Genomic DNA, 18,287 nt, shown 5'->3' with positions numbered 1-18,287 from the left:
ATTAAAGACTTAACATCTAAATGGAAAAAAGAAAAAGAATGTGTAGATAAACTTCTAAATTTAAGAGAAAAAATATCTCAAAGCACAGGAGAAGACAAAGACAAACTCAAAAAAGAAATGGATAAAATCCATCAAGACCTAAAAAAAATACAAGCCAAAAAATCCTTTTTACAAATAGAAGTAAATCCTGACGTTGTAGCTCAAGTGGTTTCAGATTGGACAGGTATTCCTTTAGGCAAAATGCTCCAAGACGAGGCCAAACTTTTACTCAGTCTGGAAGAAAAATTAAAAGAACAAATAAAAGGTCAAGATCAAGCCTTAGAAGTCATTGGCAAAGTAATTAAGGCTGGAAAAGCTGGCATTGGCAAGCAGGATAGTCCCATTGGAGTATTCCTCTTGGTAGGACCAAGTGGGGTTGGCAAGACTGAAACTGGACTTTGCCTGGCAGAGATACTTTTTGGCAGTCGCAAACAAGTAGTTACCGTTAATATGAGTGAATTCCAGGAAAGCCATACCGTGAGTAGACTTATTGGCTCCCCTCCAGGTTATGTAGGTTATGGGGAAGGAGGCATGTTGACTGAAGCAGTAAGACAAAAGCCTTATAGCGTAGTCCTCCTGGATGAAGTGGAAAAGGCTCATCCAGATGTTTTAAATCTTTTTTATCAGGTATTTGATAAAGGAGTATTAACAGATGGAGAAGGTAAAGAAATAAGCTTTAAAAATACTATAATTTTTCTAACCAGTAATTTAGCTTCAGATATTATTCAGGAAATGACTTTAGAAGGAGAAGAATATCCACCTCTGGAAACCATTAGTACTGCTATAAGACCAATCCTATCCAAACATTTCAAACCAGCATTACTAGCTAGAATGAATCTTGTGCCTTACTATAGTCTAAAGAAAGAAGCTCTTAAACTAATCGTAGAACTAAAACTAAACAAATTAGCAAATAACTTAAAGGAAAATAATAAAATAAACTTTAGTTATTCACCTAAAGTTGTTGAAAAAATTACAGATAGATGCACAGAAGTAGAAACCGGGGCAAGAAATATAGAATTTATTTTAAATATGAATATTCTGCCCAAATTATCTCAAGAAATCCTTTCTCATTTAAGTGCAGGCAAAATGCCCTCTAAGGTAGCCTTAGAAACAGATGAAAAAGGAGAATTCCTTTTAAACTTCAGCTAAATTTAATGGAGGTATTTTCGTATGTTCTTTAAAAAAGAAAAATTTAAATTTACTTCTAAGGCAGTAGATGAAGATACATTTTATGTAATCTCCTTTTGGGGAAAAGAAGGTCTATCCCTACTCTATCAATTTGAAATCCATCTAGTTTCTGAAAATGAAAATATTAAGCATGAAGATATCATAAAAAATAGAGCCAGGTTCAGCATTATCAGAGAAGATGGCTCTAAGGTAAATTTTAATGGAGTTATATCTTCTTTTGAACAGCTACACCAAGTTGACAAGTATACCTTTTATAAGGCTACTTTAGTTCCAAAACTTTGGTATTTAACTCTTACTTATCACAACCAGATATTTCTCAATAAAACTCCAATTCAACTTATAGAGTCAACCTTAAAAGATGCAGGTTTATTTAGAAATGATTATGAATTAAAATTACAAAAGAAATATCCAGAATATGAATTTATATGCCAATATAATGAAACTCATTTTAACTTTTTAAATAGATGGTTAGAAAGAGAAGGAATATACTATTACTTTGATCAAAGTGGAGATGTAGAAAAAATTATATTTACAGATACTAAAATTTCTCACACTGCTCATCCTAATGGTAGCACTTTTTACTATTCTCCTCCCTCAGGTTTAGATCATGAAAAAAGAAACGAAATTATTCAAAGTTTAATCTGTAAATACAATAATATTCCTCAAAGAATTTTGTTAAAAGATTACAACTATATGAAACCATCCCTAGAAATATCTGGCAGTGCCCTGGTAGATAAAGAAGGGATAGGAGAAGTATACTATTATGGTGAGAACTTTTTAACTCCAGAAGAAGGAAATAGACTGGCCAAAATAAGGGCTGAACAAATTCGCTGCACTAAAAAAGAGTTTATCGGCAATAGCACAATTCCTTACTTAGCCCCAGGCTATCTTTTTACTCTAGACAACCATTACCGAGAAGATTTTAATCAACAATACCTAACAGTAGAGATTAACCATGAAGGAGCCCAGGGAGGTTATCTTATTAGTGGCCTTTCCTCTACTCTCTCTACTCAGGAAAAAAAAGTTTTTTACCAAAATAATTTCAAGGCAATTCCTGCTGATATCCAGTTTAGAGCTGAGAAAAAAACGCCTGCCCCTAAAATAGTGGGAACCATAAATGCGAAGATAGATGCAGAAGGTACAGGAGAATACGCTGAACTAGATGATCATGGCAGATATAAAGTAATTCTTCCCTTTGATTTATCAGGCAAAAAAGATGGCAAAGCATCTACCTGGATAAGAATGGCTACGCCTTATGCTGGTTCTAATCATGGAATGCATTTTCCTTTACATAAGGGAACAGAAGTTTTGATTACTTTTGTTGAAGGCAATCCTGATCGCCCAGTAATCGCAGCAGCAGTACCAAATCCAGATACTCCTTCTCAAGTGGTAAATACCGATCAGACCATGAGTAAAATTACTACTGCTGGAGGGAATAAGATTCATATTGAAGACAAGGCTGGAAAACAAAACATTATTTTACACACTCCTACTCAAAATACTTTCATCCGCCTGGGTGCAAAAAAAGATGAAGAGGAAGTACATCAACATAAAAATGGCAAACCAAAAAAATCCTCAGAAGAATCTGATGATGGTTTAAAGGTGTACACTGTAGGGCCCTTTGAAATAAAAGCTGGAGTTAAGAATGAAATAATTGGGGGCAATGTTTCCGAATATATTTTTGGAAGAAAGTCAGATACTATTATTGGAATGGAAAACAAATTGGTAGGAGGAGTACATACGCTGGCAGCAATAGGAACATCTTCAACTACTCATATAGGAGGACACGACACTTATAAATCATGGAAGACTGCCTTAATACCTGCTTATAGTCTTATTTCTAAAGCGTCAGATTACTTACTTGGAACTAACTTAAAAGTGGTTTCAGAAGAAACAGAAGCAGCAGAAATAAAAAACACTATGACAGAAGAGTTAAATATGCTTGCAAATTTGGTCTTAGATTTACAAGAAGAACTTACAACATTGCGCAGTCAAGTTACAAAGCTCGAACAAGAGAACCTAACTTTAACCATGGAAGTTTCTGAATTACAGGGAGATATTAAAACATTAAGTGGTCAACAAGTAAATCTTACATCAATGGCTACAAAAATTGAAGATAATGTAAATGAAATTAGAGATGTACAAAATCAAATTGTAAGCAGCGTAATAAATTTAAGAGAAGAAACTTTAGCCATTAACAACACAGTAGCCAACTTAGCAAATGTGACTTTGATGATATAAACATGAAAATATTAAAAGATAATTCCATATCTCTCTTTATAAAGTCTATAAAGATAAAAGATAAAATCTATTTAGTTTGTTCTAAATTTATACTTTTTGATCTCATAAACCCTAAAAATATTTTAACTGAGCAAGAGCTGTGGCAAAAACTACCTAATACATTAAAGGGCAATTCAATACTTGATATGGGCATACCGAAGCCTCGGGGAGAGCTATTACTTACTGGCAGTTGCTTTAGCCCAAAACAAAAAGCAACACCCGTGTTAGAAGTCAGAGTAAAAGTAGGGAATTTAAATAAGACCTTAACAGTTTTTGGAGACAGGTATTGGAAACCATCTCCCTTGGGCTGGAAAATTTCAGAGCCCAAACCCTTTACGAAGATGCCCATATCCTGGAAAAATGCCTTTGGTGGCAAAAATTATAAAAAAAATCCTCTAGGTAAAGGTATTGATAAGGTATTACTTCCTGATGGAAAAGAAGTAATTCCTCTCCCTAATGTGGAATATCCAAATCAATTGATAGTATCCATAAAAGATAGGCCTGAACCCGCTTCCTTTGGTCCCATCGATATCATGTGGCCTCAAAGATTTAATAAACAAGGGACTTATGATGAAAAATGGTTAAAGGAAAAATGGCCTTACTTTCCAGAGGACATGAATTATGATTTTTTTAACATGGCTTCTGAAGATCAATTTTTAAAGGAATATTTCCAGGGTGATGAAAAAATAACCATCACCAACATGCATCCAGATATACCTGTAATAGAATCTAAACTCCCTGGCCTTAAAATCAGATGCTTTGTTACTAAGATAAAATATTCTAAACAAGACACTTTAGAAGAATTTGTTGAAGTAAAAAACAATATTGATACTCTCTGGCTTTTCCCTGAAATAGAAAAAGGGCTTTTAATTTACAGAGGTCTAACTGAAATCCAAGACGAAGAATTTAGAGATGTAAAATATATTTTTCTAGCCCAAGAGTCTTTACATGAGGAGCCTAAACCTAAATCTCATTATTTAGAAGAACAAAAAAAGAAAATAAATAGAGCTGTTGATATTGACTTATCACCTTTTGAAAATGCTCAAAAAGAAATAGCTAAGACCTTAAAGAAAATTAAGTCTCTTCCCAAAAAGATAGAAAATGCAAAACTAAAAGCAATGGGCAAAGCTCCAAAAATGACTTATACCTTGGATGAAATAGAGGAAAAAAAGATTCAAAGTATTCAACAAACCAGAAAACAAATAGATAAACTTGAACTCTTAGCCCAAAACATGCATACCAAGTGGGGACATTTAGTAAAAATACCTTTAAATGCATTTGATCAACTTAGAGAAAACCTGGATAAAACAGAAAGAAAGATTCACAAAATCTTTTCCTCTATCAAACAACATAAAAAAAACAGCTTAGACCAACTTGAAGCCATTAAAGAAAGTTTGAAAAATAAATATAAAGAATTACCAAAAGAACAGCTCCAGCACCTAGATAAGGAGCTTGACCTGGATCACATCTTAGAAAAAAAAGGACCTGATGATCCCTGGCATAAACAGGGTTTTCCTTTAGTTGTATTCTGGAGGAAAAATTTAGAAAAAAACAAGGACGTAAAAAAGATTTTAATCTCAATGGGCTTTGAAAAAGAAACTATTGAAAAGGTCTGGTTGGGATTAAACCAAGAAGAAAGAAAAGAAAATCTAAGCAACTGGAACATAAAAAACAAAAAAGAGATTATTATTCCCAAAGGATTGGTAATCCCCTACTTTCAAGAAGAAAAGTTAATTGGCTTTAAAGTAAGAAGCTCTGATTGGGCCTCTTCTTATGATGAATTTTTGATGCCAGGTTCTCAATTCAGTCCTATTTTTTTACCTGCTGTTGAAAAAGAAAAAGTACCAGTAATTATTATTGAAGACGAACTTGCAGCCTATCTTTTAGAACAAGAAGTAGGAGATGCATGCACTATTTTGGCATTAAAAGATATTGAGGAGATAGATAAACTAGATGACACTATAAAAAAAGCCATTGATGATGCCATGTTACTTATTATCGCTGTACCTAAAAATTATTCTGAGCACAAATTACAGGTCTGGAGGGATAAATATCCAAACATAAAAACATTACCATTTACTATTGGAAATAATTTATTTGAACTACCCAAAAATAATATAGACATTAGAACTTGGGTAATGGAGGTTATGCCAGAAGACTTTGTTAAGAAACACAATATAAATATCAATCTTCCGAAACCAGGAAAACTATCAAAAGATTCTCTCTTAAAAGATTTTAGCTTACCCACTTTAGATATAAAAGGAATTATAAAAAATTTTCAAACTGAATTAAAGGCCTTTCATCAACCTAAGATAAACGATTTAGCATCTAAGAAAACAAAATTGGAACAAGAGATTACAAAAATAAAAAAAGATTTGGAACCAAAATTAAAAAAAATGGGTCTAGAACCAGAAAAGGCATTAAACTCTAAAGTTCCTGAACCTAAAGACTTAGCTCAACAAGGAAAAGAACTCGCTAAAATCATAAAAGAACAAAAAGAACAATTAAGAAGTCACAATAAGCTTACTCCAGAAATAGAAGCTAAACTGAATACAAGTGCAAAACAAGCAAGTCTAATGGGAGAAAATGCTGCTAAACGATATGCTACAGAAGTAGACAAGCTAACTAAAGCAAAAGAAAAAATAGCCAACTTAAAATCAGGTAAAACCATTGAAGAGTTTAAAGACAAATTAAAGACTCAAGGACTAAACCCAGATAGATTAGAACCTCTTACCAGAGAGCAAGTTATTGAAAAATACCAAAAAGATAAAAACCTTAGTCAAACCATGTTAGCTGGCCTAGACTTATCAGGTCTTAACCTTGAAGGAGCGGATTTCACAGAAGCTATATGTTCAAATACTAATTTTACTAATTGCAATCTAACAAAGGTCACGTTTAACAAAACAATTGTAGACAAAGCTATCTTTTCTAGAGCCAACCTAGAGGGCTCAAAAATTAAAAAAAGCATTTTAAAATATACAAATTTTGAAAATACTAGCTTAAAAAAATGTACCATATATATGTCTATCATCTTAGAAACAAATTTTATAAAATCAAATTTCGCAAGTGCCAATATCAAAATGTCTTCCTTACAAAAGGCAAAATTAAAAGATATTAATTTTCATCAAGCAAAATTGAGTATGAATTCCATATCAAAAAGTAATGTCAACAATGCAATTTTCTTGGAAAGTAAAATTTCAAAATGTATATTTCAAGATAATACTCTAGATAATACAAACTTTTCTAATATTTCTTTAGACAATACTATTTTTATAAAATCAAAAGCAAAAAATATTCTATTTATAGACTCTAAACTAGTAAACATGCGTACTGCAAAAGATGCTGACTTTAAAAATTCTAATTTTACTAATTCAATTATTATAAATGGATGCTTTAGAGAAACCAAGCTAAATAGTGCCAATTTTCAAGGAAGTACTATTGAATCAACCATATTTGAAGATTGTAAGTTAAAAGAAAGCAATTTCTTTTGTGTTCCAGCTAAAAACAGTAGATTTATAAAGTGTGACCTTGAAAAAGCTAATTTAAGAGGAATAAATCTTTTTCAAGGTTCTCTTAGAAAAACAAGATTAGTTAATACAGATTTAAGGGATTCAAACCTATTTGCAGTTGATTTTTATAAGGCAATCATGGGAAATACTAAGATAAGCAGAGCTAACATAAAGAAAACTTTTCTAGAAGGTAGAATTGATTTATTGCAAGATGGAGAGTTAAGTGACTAAAGAAGAAATCTTAAAAGCAATAAAGAATAACGACACTATTTCCAATGTTAACCTTACTAACATTGATCTATCCCATACAGATTTAACAGGAGGGAGATTTGAAAACGTATCTTTTAAAGGGGCAAACTTAAAAAGAGCAAACATTCAAAAAACAGGGTTTAAAAACTGTGATTTTACGGGTGCATGCTTGGATGAAATTGAGCTTAACAGAGTCATTTTATCCAACCTTATTTTCAAAGAAACGAGTTTAAAAAATGTCAAATTTCATATGTGCGTAATGAATGAAATTAATTTTTCTCTGGCCAATTTTTCAAATGCAGTTCTTTCTTGGTCCTCATTTTCTCAATCAAATTTTGAAAAGGCATGTTTTGAAAATTCAATTTTAGAAAAAATAATTTTAAACAAAACTAATTTAACAGCAGCTAACTTTAATAATGCAAAACTCACTAAAGTCACTTTCAACGATGCAAAATTAAAAAATACTATTTTTAAAGGAGTTAACTTTTTAAAGATACTTTTTAATAAATGTGATCTCGAAGAATATGATTTTAGCAATGTTAAATTTATTCAAGTAAATGCTAGCGAATCAAATTTAAAAAAAGCAAACTTCAATAGAGCAGAGATATCCTTTTCCTACTTTTACAAAACTAATTTAGAAGAGGCAAATTTAAAGGAAGTAATAGGCGAAAATACTATGTTTATGGAGGCTAATCTAAAAAAAGCAAACATAACTAACTCATCCTTTGCTAAATCATTTTTTGGAAAAGCTAACTTGAGAGAAGCCAATTTCACTAATTCTAATTTAAAAAATTGTGTTTTCTCCAAATCTTCATGTATAACAACCATATTTAAGTATGCAGACTGCTCTTACTCTGACTTTTCTTTTGCCAATTTAACTGGTGCTGACTTTACTCAAGCAAATTTATTTATGGCCAAGCTATATAGAACAATTGAAGACCACACTATTTGGGATGGAGCAAACAAAAAAATATTACAAAAAATAGACAAAGATTTAGAAGAGGCAGAAAATTGGCAACCCAATATTATTTAGAGGAGAATTCTATGAAAAACATTGCTAAAAAATTAGACCTTGACCAGCCATGGCTAGAATATGGAAATATTGTTGAGTTTAAAAACCAACAATGGATTGTAAAAACTAATAATGGAGAAATACAAACTAAGAAATCTATAAGTTGCTTAATCAAACCAGAAATAGGAGATAAAGTATTAATATCTATAGACAGTCAAGGAGAAAGTTTTATCTTGTCTGTATTAGATAGAGCAAAAGAAAACAAAAATATAAATCTAAACTTTCAAGGCAATGTAAATATTGAATCTATATCAGGCAAAATAAATTTATTTGCTAAAAACGATATATCCCTAGCAAGTCAGAACAATTTGACCCTGGCTTCAAATAATTTTTTTATTTCTTCTCATAAAGGAGATATCAATATTCAAAGCGTTGTATTTACTGGTAAAAAAATTAAAGCAAGCCTAAAAAAAATAAAAATGGTATGCATCTCTGTAGAACAAGTAATTGAAAGATTAACCCAAAAACTTATAAACTCCTTTAAATTTGTAAAAGAACATAATGAAGTACAGTCAAATTCATCTAGATACTTGGTAGAAGATACACTTACTATGCACTCAAAAAATGCAACTCATATGTCTGAAGAAGTTATTACCATAAATGGAGAACAAGTACATTTAGGTTAAAAAAAGGAGTAAACTATGTTTATGTTAACTACAGGACCAGGAATGAATTTTGGTTTTCCCGATGTATGTATTACCCCAGAAGCAGCAGGAGCACCACTTCCCTATCCCAATTTCAATATGAGTATATTAAGCGAACCAGTAGTTCCCAATGTTTTAGTGGATTGCATGCCTACGATTAATCTGCTTTCAAAAGGGGTTTCAAGTTTTGGAGACGAAGCAGGTACTGCTGGTGGAGTAGTTTCCCATCTAATAGATGGACAAACAGAATATATTGTTGGCTGTACTACCATATTGGTAGGTGGAGCCCCTGCTCAAAGACTTACCAGTATTACTGGACAAAATTCTTTAGGAATGCTGCCCAATTGCATGGGAAATTGTATTGTTCCCAGTCAAGTTACAGTTTTAACCCTAGGCTAAAGAGGTAATTTATGACTATTTGGATAACATCCTTAATTAAAGAAAAAAATATTGTAGGCCCCTTACTTAAACTCAGTAAACAGTATGGACTTGAAGCCCAAGGTCACTTTTGGACAGATGAGTTAGAGAAAATGGCCTGGCTTGCTCCCTTAAAAGAGCTAAAAGCAGACGAAACCAAACTCTGGATAATCATTGCTAACCAGGAAAATTTAACCCCTTCTATTAGTTATGGACTTTCTTTGCTTGCTATTTGTTTACAAAATATAAAATCCATCAATTTCCCCATTCTCTGGCTAACTCCAGATGAATCTCTAACCTTAGAGCATTTACCCACTCCGTTAAAAGGAAGCACTCTCTTACCCTTAAACCATCCTAACCTGGGAGCTAAACTGGTGGCCAAGTCCAATCTACCTGTCCCTACAGAGTACAACCTGGAATATTCGTTAAATGTTATTGCCTACCCAGGGCTTGGGACCTGGTTTGAAGTGGGGCCAGGGAAAAACAAGAATTGGGAAGGAGCTATTTTGGGAGTAAGTAAAGCAGAAATAAGCGCTCACGGAGTTGGAGAAAAAGGCAAACTACCTGCAAAATGTATCTTAAACTATCCCCTTAAAGGTCTTAAAGTAAATTTTAAGGAAGAAGAATTTACAGCCTGGGCAGTGAAAAATCCTTTGCAAGATAAAGATTCTTATTTTGTAAAAGTAACAGGTATCCCCCAAAAACTATTTTTTGGTCCATACCAGGAGGACGACAATTTGGAAGTCCACTTCTTAAACTTTTATTAAAATTTGTTCATAGTCATTTCAAAAAAGAATGTCTTGCTCCTCTCATCTCTTTTTGCTAACTATTTTTAGCATCTAAATCACAGGAGCAAACAATGTACTTTCCCACTGCCAACTTAGAAATTAGCTGGTACATTCCTCCTCTGGTGGCCTTTGGCATTTCCTTTTTTACTTCCATGGGAGGCGTTTCTGGAGCCTTTTTACTTCTGCCCTTTCAAATGTCTATCCTGGGTTATACTTCTCCTTCGGTAAGTGCCACCAACCAGGTCTTTAATATTGTTGCCATCCCCAGTGGAGTCTATCGCTATTGGAAGGAAGGACGTATGGTCTGGCCCTTAACTCTCCTGGTTATTTTAGGGACTCTTCCAGGAGTTTTTCTGGGAGCAATCATTCGAGTTATTTACCTTCCGGATCCCCGCAATTTTAAATTCTTTGCTGGCTTGGTCCTGGCCTACATTGGCTTAAAAATGGTAAAGGAATTAAATAAACAAAAATTGTCCACCAGTGAGAAGAAATTTGAAAATCTGGTAAGGTCCTTTAAAGAAAAATCGCAACGTAAAAACCTGCCCGGAACCAAAGTTATTGCTTTTAACTGGAAAAAACTTGCCTATTCCTTTTATGGAGAAGAATTTGAGGTTTCCTTTTGGGGAATCTTTACTCTGACCTTTATGGTGGGAATTATTGGAGGTATTTATGGAATAGGTGGAGGAGCAATTATTGCTCCCTTTTTAGTTACTTTTTTTGAGCTTCCAGTTTACACCATAGCTGGAGCAGCTTTGATGGGCACCTTTGTTACTTCCATTGCTGGGGTTATTTTCTATCAACTACTGGCTCCTTTTTATCCCCATCTTTCCGTAGCTCCAGATTGGCGATTGGGTCTACTCTTTGGATTAGGTGGTATGGCTGGTATTTATCTTGGGGCAAGATGCCAAAAATATATTCCTGCTAAATTCATCAAAATAATTTTAATTTTAACTATATTTATTACTGCTTTAAAATACATTCTAAATTTTCTTATTTAAGTCAATTTTAAATGAAACTTTAAGTAAGTATGATATAAACTAGATAATAAAGCTTTTTGTAAATATACTAAAGACCAAAATAACTAACTAAAACTAACATTTTTTAGATTTAAATTGTTTGAAACCTTTTAAAAGTTAATTGTTCCTTAAAACTCATTATATTTTACCTTTCATGTATTCCCTTTTTTACCAAAAACTCACCAAGACGCCTATCCACTTCCAGAATATGATTGATTAACCAGGATTTTAAAAATTCAATGATATTATCAGGAAATACATACTGTTTGTCTTTGTTTAGTTCTAACACCTCCTGGGTTAATCTATGATGATCCTGAATATGCTGCTTTATCTCAGGGTAATTGTATTTTTCCATTAACTCTTCTTCGTTTCTAAAATGATTTACTGTATAATCAAGTAATTGCTCAAAGGCCTTAGCCACTTCTTTTTTACTCTTAGAGACAAAAAGAGCATCCCCAAATCTATTGATAAGCAATATAAGACCTCTGTGCTCCTCGTCAATGGACTGGATACCAACGGAATAGTCATCTGACCAGACTATTTTTTCGAAACTTGTAGGTGAAGTAATAGCTTTTTTATCTTCTTTTACCAGCAAAATTACGGAATCATCTCTTTCAACCAGGGTGTCTAAACCAGGATTTTCAATAGTAATTCCAGATTTACGTTTTAAAGCAACCACACTAATGGCATTATATCTATCTATAATATTTTTTAGTGGAGCATTTTTTGAATCAAAATACTTTACTAGTTTTAAGTTGTATCCCAATAAATTGGGAGGAGCTAAGTTTGTAGAGTCTTCTAAATCAATACCATATTGTTTTCCTATAAATTTGGCCACTTGCTCACTGCCTAAACGTATAGGATAAACCACTTCATCAGCACCTGCTCTAATCATCCTGGATTCATTAGTGGGAAAAGTTCCTAGAGAAATTATATATGTTGGGATTGAGTTCTCTGGCTGCCAGGGCTATGAGTAAATTTGTCCCGTCATCTGAGCAGCAGGTTACCAATCCCTTAGCCCGTTCAATACCAGCAGCAAGCAAATTCACATCACTCCCTGCATTCCCAGGTACTGTTAAAAATCCTCTTTCCTCAGCAATTTGTAATGCCTCTTCTCTATTGTCAATGACCACAAAGGGGATGTTCAACTCGTATAACTTTAAACAAATAGTAGAGCCAGAGCGTCCGTGTCCACAAACAATGTAGTGATTTTTTAACTTGCTAATCTTTTTTGACACTCTTTTCCTCCTAAATGCTCCTTTTATTTCTCCTTCCAACAAAAACTTGGCTACCTTTGTCATTGTAGTGGCAGCAACCCCAAGTCCAGATAAAATTAAAAAAATGGTAAAGACACGCCCTGCAGGAGAAAGCTCGTGTATTTCTCCATACCCAACAGTGGTAACACTTATTATTACCATGTAAAAGGCATCCAGCAGTGACCACCCATCTTCTAAAAAATAATATCCAAGAGTACCTATCATTAAAATAGAAATTATTATAATTGATAATTTTAGCCATTCTTTGCGATATTCTTTCATTTTGAAAAATTCTTGCTCAATAAAAACTTTAAGTTTGCCCTGTAAACTTATTTTTACAACTATACTACTAGACTAGATACACAAAATAGCAATAACCTATTTTCTGACATATGGGAAGAGTCTTTTTGGCAAAAATGAGAAAGGAATATCTTAAGTTAAATAATTTTTAAAAGGTTCTAAAGAAATGAAAAACCGTTGGAGACCAGGGGAATGTTATAAAATAAAAAATCTCAAAGGAAGGAGTGTTGACGGAAAATATATAAATTGGAATTAGATAATTTTAGAAAAATTTGGTGGAGGGCTCGCCGCCTTCCGGAAATCCAGTCCCCCCAGTGCCAACACACCAAAAGCCCTTTATTTACAATGCGTTGAGAGCCTCCGAATCACGTTCTCCGCATCCCTACGCGGGAAATGTTTTTCTCCACATTTTCTCCAAACAGAGAATGGACATGGGTTCGATTCCCGTTTGCATCAAATGCGGTGATATCGTAATTCAGGTCCTCAAAATCAACCGCACAATCAGATCTCCATTCCCGCGTGTAAGCCTATTCAGAACCGTTCTCTTTCACTCACAATTAACTGAAAGCTTTCAATATTAATGGGTTATCAAAGAATAGGTCGTTTCCTGTGGGTGGGGGGAATGAGGTTGAAGACCATTTTGTGGTCTCGTCCCTCCAGCTTGCACAGGACCAGAATGGACTTGTCCGCACGGTATACACACAGGCAAGGAGGACCTTTTTTGTTGTCCAATATGAATATTGAGTGCATCCATCTCCACCCTATAATCCTTTAACATCGGTTAAAGACGACTATAATTGATCGGGGCACCGTGACATTCTTTTCACTAAAGAAGGTTCAGGCTATTCTTTTCATATATTAACGTCCTGAAACTTATTCCAAAAAACTCAGTTGTTATCTTCGTTGACGCCACCAGCTTATTTGGGCTTCAAGATGATTTTACATCCTCTACATCCTCCCGCTTCTCATGATCGATATCAGCAACCAGAAGCCCATGGCGCCTGCAACCATGAAGCCGATCAGGCCGATAACGGGGATTTCATTCCATTTTGGTGGAACTCCCGAAAGAACAATAAGGCCCGAGCCGATCACCAGGGATGCCAGGACAACGGCAAAGGAAAGCCGGTTGCTGATCCGGTCATTGGCGGCGATCATCGGTTCCAGTCCACGATGTTCAAACTCCATTTTGACCTTGCCCTGTCTTACCAATTTGAGAATTGTTCGAACCTCTCCTGGGATATCCTTTAAAAGGTAGAAAAGATCGGTCCCGGAATCGACCATGTCTTTTCCGATTCGTCGGGGGTGGATACGGTTTAACTGAATGCGTTTCATGAATGGAGCGGCCTGTTCGATAACATCCAAATTTGGATCAAGCGCCCGGCCGAGTCCTTCCACCGTACTCAGTGCCTTGATCATCAAAAACAGATCGGGCGGGATACCCAGACGATGTTTTTTCGCCATCTCCATAAACTGGTGTAACAGCGGTCCCAGTTCCACATCCTTTAGTGGACGGTAGCAATGCTTATCCATAAATCCGGCCGTATCTCTTTGAAGGGCAGGATAATCCGGTTCTTCTTCCGAAAGCGTGAGCCGTAGCAGAGCTTTTGCTGCCTCTCGCTCATCCCGATGAACGATACTCATGATCAGATCGGCGAAACGTTCCCGCGTTTCCAGATCCAGTCGTCCCATCATGCCGAAGTCTATATAGCAGAGGACATTGTCCGGAAGGACAAAGATGTTGCCCGGATGGGGATCGGCATGAAAAAAACCATGAACAAAGATCTGCTTCATGATCAGGATGAGGCCTTGTCGGGCAATTTCGCTTCGGTCAAGCCCCTCTTTTTCCAACCGGTCAATATCGGAAGCCTTAATACCACTTATATGTTCCATAGTCAGAACCCGTGATGTGGTTACTTCGCGATAGACCTGCGGCACATAAACCGCCGGCTCATCCTCAAACTGTCTGGCAAACCGCTCCGTGTGCGCCGCTTCCAGAGTATAGTCCAATTCCTTCTCCAGCGTATGGGCAAATTCTTCCACTACCCTGGTTGGGCGCTGTATATCCCATCCTTCCAGGTGATGCTCCATCAAGCCCGCCAGGTGCGTCATGATCTCCAGGTCTACTTCGATAGTACGCTGGATGCCTGGCCTCTGAATCTTGACGACCACATTTTTTCCATCAGGCATTCTCGCTTGGTGAACCTGACCGATAGAGGCGGCGGCAAGAGGTTTTTCATCAAAACTGGAAAAAAGCTGATCAATCGGTTTTTGGAGTTCCTCTTTGACAACTGCTTCCACCTCCGGGAATGGAAACGGCGGCACTTCATCCTGAAGCTTGGTAAGCTCTTGCATAAACTCAACCGGCAACAGGTCGGGCCGGGTGGAAAGAATCTGGCCCAGCTTGAGGAAAGTGGGACCCAGTTCTTCCAGTACCATCCTTACCCGAACAGCGCGGGAAAGCGTCCCGATTTTCTCCCGGCGTTTACGGGAGATCATCTGTAACCCAATTTCCAGGTACTGTTCGATCTTAAGCGCGTCAATCAGGTCTCCAAAACCATATTTAAAAAGCACGGCAAGAATTTGGCGATAACGCTGCATGTGGCGGTAGGTGCGCCCGATATCTCCGATCTTGAAAAATGTCAAATTTCTGCCCTCCTTGCTACGACCGATTTGAGAAAATCAAAACTCAGTATGTAAAGGAAAGGGTGATGGAACCGAAAACCTGGTCATCTTCTTGTCCTTCGAACTCCTTTGTCCGCAAAACATGGGTGTAGCAAAGCTTGAAGCGATAAATGATCAATCCGACGCCTGCTCCAATATCAGCCACAAAATTTTTTTATCAACGCTGTGGCTGTCGGTAAAGGTGTTTCCGTCCAGAAAGATGTCATGCAGCACGGCACGCCCGTCAGCCGCGGCAAACACATACAGACCGAATCTTGGACCACTGGAGACGCGTGGGTCCCGTGTATTCATAGGGGCATTGGAATCGCCGGCCGGTCGGATTAGAGACGTCCCGAAATCCCTGGGGATATTCCATCCCAGCCGGGCTTCCATTCCGGCATTGGCATAGGTGTAAACATTGCCCAGTGCGCCGCCTATATGAGGAATGACATCAAAACCAAGTTTCCCGACATTCCAATCATACAGAAACCGCCATTTTCGTTCGTATATGACGGCAAGTCCGGGTTCGTTCTTGATTTGATTGTCCCAGCCGTTCGGGCGTTGACAACCTCTCCATTCATGAACCCGTTTTTGCGTCTGTTCGGCGAAAGATGCGGGACCTGTCATGCCGAGCTGGATCTCCATCAAATCCAGACGGCGCTCATTTTTACTGTGAAGGCCGATGCCGAAGTAGGTCCATCCCGCATATGGGCGGTCATCTTCAAGCAGTTCTTCAGCCTCAATATCCTCAGGTGTGTACATGTTCTGCCCGATGGAGAGGACTACATTGCGTTGCAGCCCCGGCTCATTAATGAAAGGCAGCCGACGGATGATCGGCAAACTCCACTTCGGCAGCCTGCCACTCTCTGCATAACCTGTCAAATCATGTGAAATCCAGGACAGCTTTACACCGTTGGTGTAGCCCTGGTCGGTATCCGCAAACAGATCGTTTTCAAAATAAAAGCTGAATGTCCGTGAATTTTCCGTAGCTTCACACGGTCTATCCCCAAAAACAAGTGCAATGCTCATTGGCAGCATCAGCAGTACCAAATATTTGAATGCAGTTCGTTTCACAGTTTCATCTGTCACTATAAGTCCTTGATCCTCAATCGCTTTTTCTTGCCATGAAAATGCTGGGTTGAGTCGCTACTGGTTGTCCTTTTCTTTTTGAAGAGCGTCTTTTGCCCCCTTCCACATTCCCGAGATGGCCCCCTTTGCAACGTCCACGGATCTTTTTCCAAGCGCTATCGCCTCTTCGGCCATGGCGCGGGCTAGTTTGCCGGCGCTGTTCACGCTCGTTTGGACGGCTTCTTTTCCGGTTTTTTTCAGCCTTCCGGCGACTTTTTCCGCTGCGTGGCCGCTTTTTTCTCTTAGCACGGAAGTCGTTCTTTCAGTTTGTTCCACCAGATCGACCAATACTGTCTTTGCTGTTTCTCCGGAGCGTTTTGCCACCCTGCCGGCAGACTCCAGGAAAAGCTCCTCGATTGCTTCAAGGTCTTCCTTTGTCCGGGCAAGATCATCGTGGACAAATTCCTTAGTTTTGTCTCCAATAGACTCTACCGTTGACGCGATTCCCTTTTGGGCCCCTTCAAAGGCACCATGGGCAACATCCTTGACCTCTTGACCCACTTCCTCCGCGGCCTCCACTGCGCCGGACATGACCTTTTCGGCAATTTTCTTCACCCGGTCAGCGGTGAACCGGCTCTCTTTAAATGCCCTTTCCGTGGCATCCTTGGCAATCTGAGTCACGGTCTCTCTCACATTCTCGCCGGTTTCGATGGCCTGTTTGACCGCCTCCTTGACCGTCTCCCTGGTCAAACCTAATATTTCCGTACTATTCAGTTTGATGTCGGTCGCAACCGATTCGATCTGAGTTCGGATCTCTTCTGAAAATGTTTCGCCAGCGTCTTTTGTTCCCTGGAGGGCATCTTTGACAGATTGTGCCAGTTCGGCTTTTTCCGTTTCAAGTTTCGCTTCAAGTTCACGTATCTTTTTTCTGACAACATCGATAGCCTGATCCTTATGGACACGAACACCATCTACAGCTCCTTCCAGAGCAGCCTTGATATTCTCCGCGACATCTGTGTCGGCAGCCCTTAGTCCTTCCACGGCGGCGGACAGGGCATCGGCCACGATGGGCCGGATTTCTTCAGCGCCACCTTTGGCTTCCGACACGGCATCGGCCACAGCCTTTCTGACGATTTCATGAATCTTATTCGCGGTAATCTTTCCCGTCTCCTTAGCAATCTTTACTTCTTCAACGATACGGTCCTTCACTTGATTCTCCGACATGATTTGTACCTCCTAAAATTTAATGATGTTGATGGTTACAAGCTGATTCTTCGTCTGATTTTCCGCACTTTTTCCCAAAGTCCCAGACCGGACACCCAGGCCCTCCATTTTTCAACCTCCAGTGATGCGTAATTGTTGAACATATACAGTTCTTGCGCCCATACAGTGGGAGTGGTAAAGCGCTGAACTGTTTCCGGCCCGACCAACGTTCCCTCCTCGCGGGCCACCTGTTCCCGTGCCGCTGTTACCATGAAGTGGAGGCGGTTCAGCAAATTGACCTCGCTTGCCCCCGCATCCATGTCGAGAGAAAGCAGATTCAAATGAGGGAACATCTCCCTGAGTTTATTCTCCATCCCCTTTCCGGTAATGTGATTGGCAATGCAGCCGAAGGGCTGGAGACAGACGATGTTGCCGACACCTTCATTGAGCATGGCGATCATTTCAGCCGTAAGAAGCCATCCTTCGCCAAACTGGTTGGCCAGGCTGACAACCTCGTCGGTTATCGCCGCCAGTTTTCTTAAGTCATGAGCCTTTCTGTAAAAACGAAATCCCTGCATAATCCGCTCGATTTGGCCG

12 protein-coding genes and 2 pseudogenes are annotated in these 18,287 nt (G+C 37.9%); 8 read left to right on the top strand and 6 right to left on the bottom strand.

The features are described 5' to 3' along the window. Positions 1-117: 117 nt before the first annotated feature. From ACTCIM_RS05325 to ACTCIM_RS05290, 8 genes are all read left to right on the top strand, one after another. Positions 118-1,188 carry an AAA family ATPase gene (locus ACTCIM_RS05325; protein ID WP_472314298.1) on the top strand — a complete coding sequence of 357 codons (1,071 nt, stop codon included), beginning with the start codon at positions 118-120 and terminating at the stop codon, positions 1,186-1,188. A 21-nt stretch (positions 1,189-1,209) separates the two neighbouring features. Next, positions 1,210-3,468 (top strand): type VI secretion system tip protein TssI/VgrG, encoded by a 2,259-nt coding sequence (tssI, locus tag ACTCIM_RS05320; RefSeq protein ID WP_472314295.1) that lies wholly within the window; start codon positions 1,210-1,212, stop codon positions 3,466-3,468. Positions 3,469-3,470: 2 nt separating this feature from the next. After that, positions 3,471-7,247: a DUF2169 family type VI secretion system accessory protein gene (locus ACTCIM_RS05315; RefSeq protein WP_472314294.1), complete on the top strand. Its 3,777-nt coding sequence runs from the start codon at positions 3,471-3,473 to the stop codon at positions 7,245-7,247. Next, positions 7,240-8,298 (top strand): pentapeptide repeat-containing protein, encoded by a 1,059-nt coding sequence (locus tag ACTCIM_RS05310; RefSeq protein ID WP_472314292.1) that lies wholly within the window; start codon positions 7,240-7,242, stop codon positions 8,296-8,298. The genes ACTCIM_RS05315 and ACTCIM_RS05310 overlap by 8 nt, the downstream gene beginning before the upstream one ends. 11 nt (positions 8,299-8,309) lie before the next feature. After that, entirely contained in the window at positions 8,310-8,963 is a 654-nt protein-coding gene (locus ACTCIM_RS05305) for a DUF3540 domain-containing protein (RefSeq protein WP_472314289.1), read from the top strand. A gap of 15 nt (positions 8,964-8,978) precedes the next feature. After that, complete coding sequence (locus ACTCIM_RS05300) at positions 8,979-9,380, top strand: DUF4150 domain-containing protein (protein WP_472314287.1); 402 nt, start codon at positions 8,979-8,981, stop codon at positions 9,378-9,380. Between the two features lie 11 nt (positions 9,381-9,391). After that, positions 9,392-10,165: a hypothetical protein gene (locus ACTCIM_RS05295; RefSeq protein ID WP_472314284.1), complete on the top strand. Its 774-nt coding sequence runs from the start codon at positions 9,392-9,394 to the stop codon at positions 10,163-10,165. Positions 10,166-10,257: 92 nt separating this feature from the next. Further along, a complete protein-coding gene (locus ACTCIM_RS05290) occupies positions 10,258-11,184 on the top strand; it encodes a TSUP family transporter (protein WP_029968846.1) in 927 nt (308 codons plus the stop codon). 163 nt (positions 11,185-11,347) lie between these two features. Here ACTCIM_RS05290 and ACTCIM_RS05285 read toward each other — a convergent pair whose 3' ends face one another. The 6 genes and pseudogenes from ACTCIM_RS05285 to ACTCIM_RS05260 form a co-directional block, all read right to left on the bottom strand. Next, positions 11,348-12,097, bottom strand: coding sequence for a bacteriohemerythrin (locus tag ACTCIM_RS05285; protein ID WP_472314281.1), 750 nt, complete (start codon positions 12,095-12,097; stop codon positions 11,348-11,350). Between the two features lie 10 nt (positions 12,098-12,107). Continuing rightward, on the bottom strand, positions 12,108-12,740 hold the full coding sequence (locus ACTCIM_RS05280; RefSeq protein ID WP_472314280.1) for a potassium channel family protein: 633 nt from the start codon (positions 12,738-12,740) through the stop codon (positions 12,108-12,110). Between the two features lie 966 nt (positions 12,741-13,706). Next, the gene (locus ACTCIM_RS05275) at positions 13,707-15,401 is read right to left on the bottom strand and encodes an ABC1 kinase family protein (RefSeq protein WP_472314278.1); all 1,695 of its coding nucleotides are present in this window, start codon (positions 15,399-15,401) and stop codon (positions 13,707-13,709) included. A 43-nt stretch (positions 15,402-15,444) separates the two neighbouring features. After that, positions 15,445-16,448, bottom strand: a pseudogene (locus ACTCIM_RS05270) (lipid A deacylase LpxR family protein). A 117-nt stretch (positions 16,449-16,565) separates the two neighbouring features. Beyond that, on the bottom strand, positions 16,566-17,711 hold the full coding sequence (locus ACTCIM_RS05265) for a DUF6781 family protein (RefSeq protein ID WP_472314275.1): 1,146 nt from the start codon (positions 17,709-17,711) through the stop codon (positions 16,566-16,568). A 35-nt stretch (positions 17,712-17,746) separates the two neighbouring features. Continuing rightward, a pseudogene (locus ACTCIM_RS05260) lies at positions 17,747-18,287 on the bottom strand (CoA activase); the annotation flags it as partial.

Source organism: Desulfonauticus sp. (assembly GCF_055126295.1).
The sequence above is the reverse complement of the archived record's forward strand: the minus strand, read 5'-3'. Positions and strand labels throughout refer to the sequence as shown.

Bases quoted from the DNA above. Each gene is read 5' to 3' on its own strand.
- ACTCIM_RS05325 (WP_472314298.1), top strand. From the start codon at position 118: ATGGATAAAATCCATCAAGACCTAAAAAAAATACAAGCCAAAAAATCC.
- ACTCIM_RS05315 (WP_472314294.1), top strand. From the start codon at position 3,471: ATGAAAATATTAAAAGATAATTCCATATCTCTCTTTATAAAGTCTATA.
- ACTCIM_RS05280 (WP_472314280.1), bottom strand. From the start codon at position 12,740: ATGAAAGAATATCGCAAAGAATGGCTAAAATTATCAATTATAATAATT.
- ACTCIM_RS05290 (WP_029968846.1), top strand. From the start codon at position 10,258: ATGTACTTTCCCACTGCCAACTTAGAAATTAGCTGGTACATTCCTCCT.
- ACTCIM_RS05265 (WP_472314275.1), bottom strand. From the start codon at position 17,711: ATGTCGGAGAATCAAGTGAAGGACCGTATCGTTGAAGAAGTAAAGATT.
- ACTCIM_RS05300 (WP_472314287.1), top strand. From the start codon at position 8,979: ATGTTTATGTTAACTACAGGACCAGGAATGAATTTTGGTTTTCCCGAT.
- tssI (WP_472314295.1), top strand. From the start codon at position 1,210: ATGTTCTTTAAAAAAGAAAAATTTAAATTTACTTCTAAGGCAGTAGAT.
- ACTCIM_RS05305 (WP_472314289.1), top strand. From the start codon at position 8,310: ATGAAAAACATTGCTAAAAAATTAGACCTTGACCAGCCATGGCTAGAA.
- ACTCIM_RS05285 (WP_472314281.1), bottom strand. From the start codon at position 12,097: ATGATTAGAGCAGGTGCTGATGAAGTGGTTTATCCTATACGTTTAGGC.
- ACTCIM_RS05295 (WP_472314284.1), top strand. From the start codon at position 9,392: ATGACTATTTGGATAACATCCTTAATTAAAGAAAAAAATATTGTAGGC.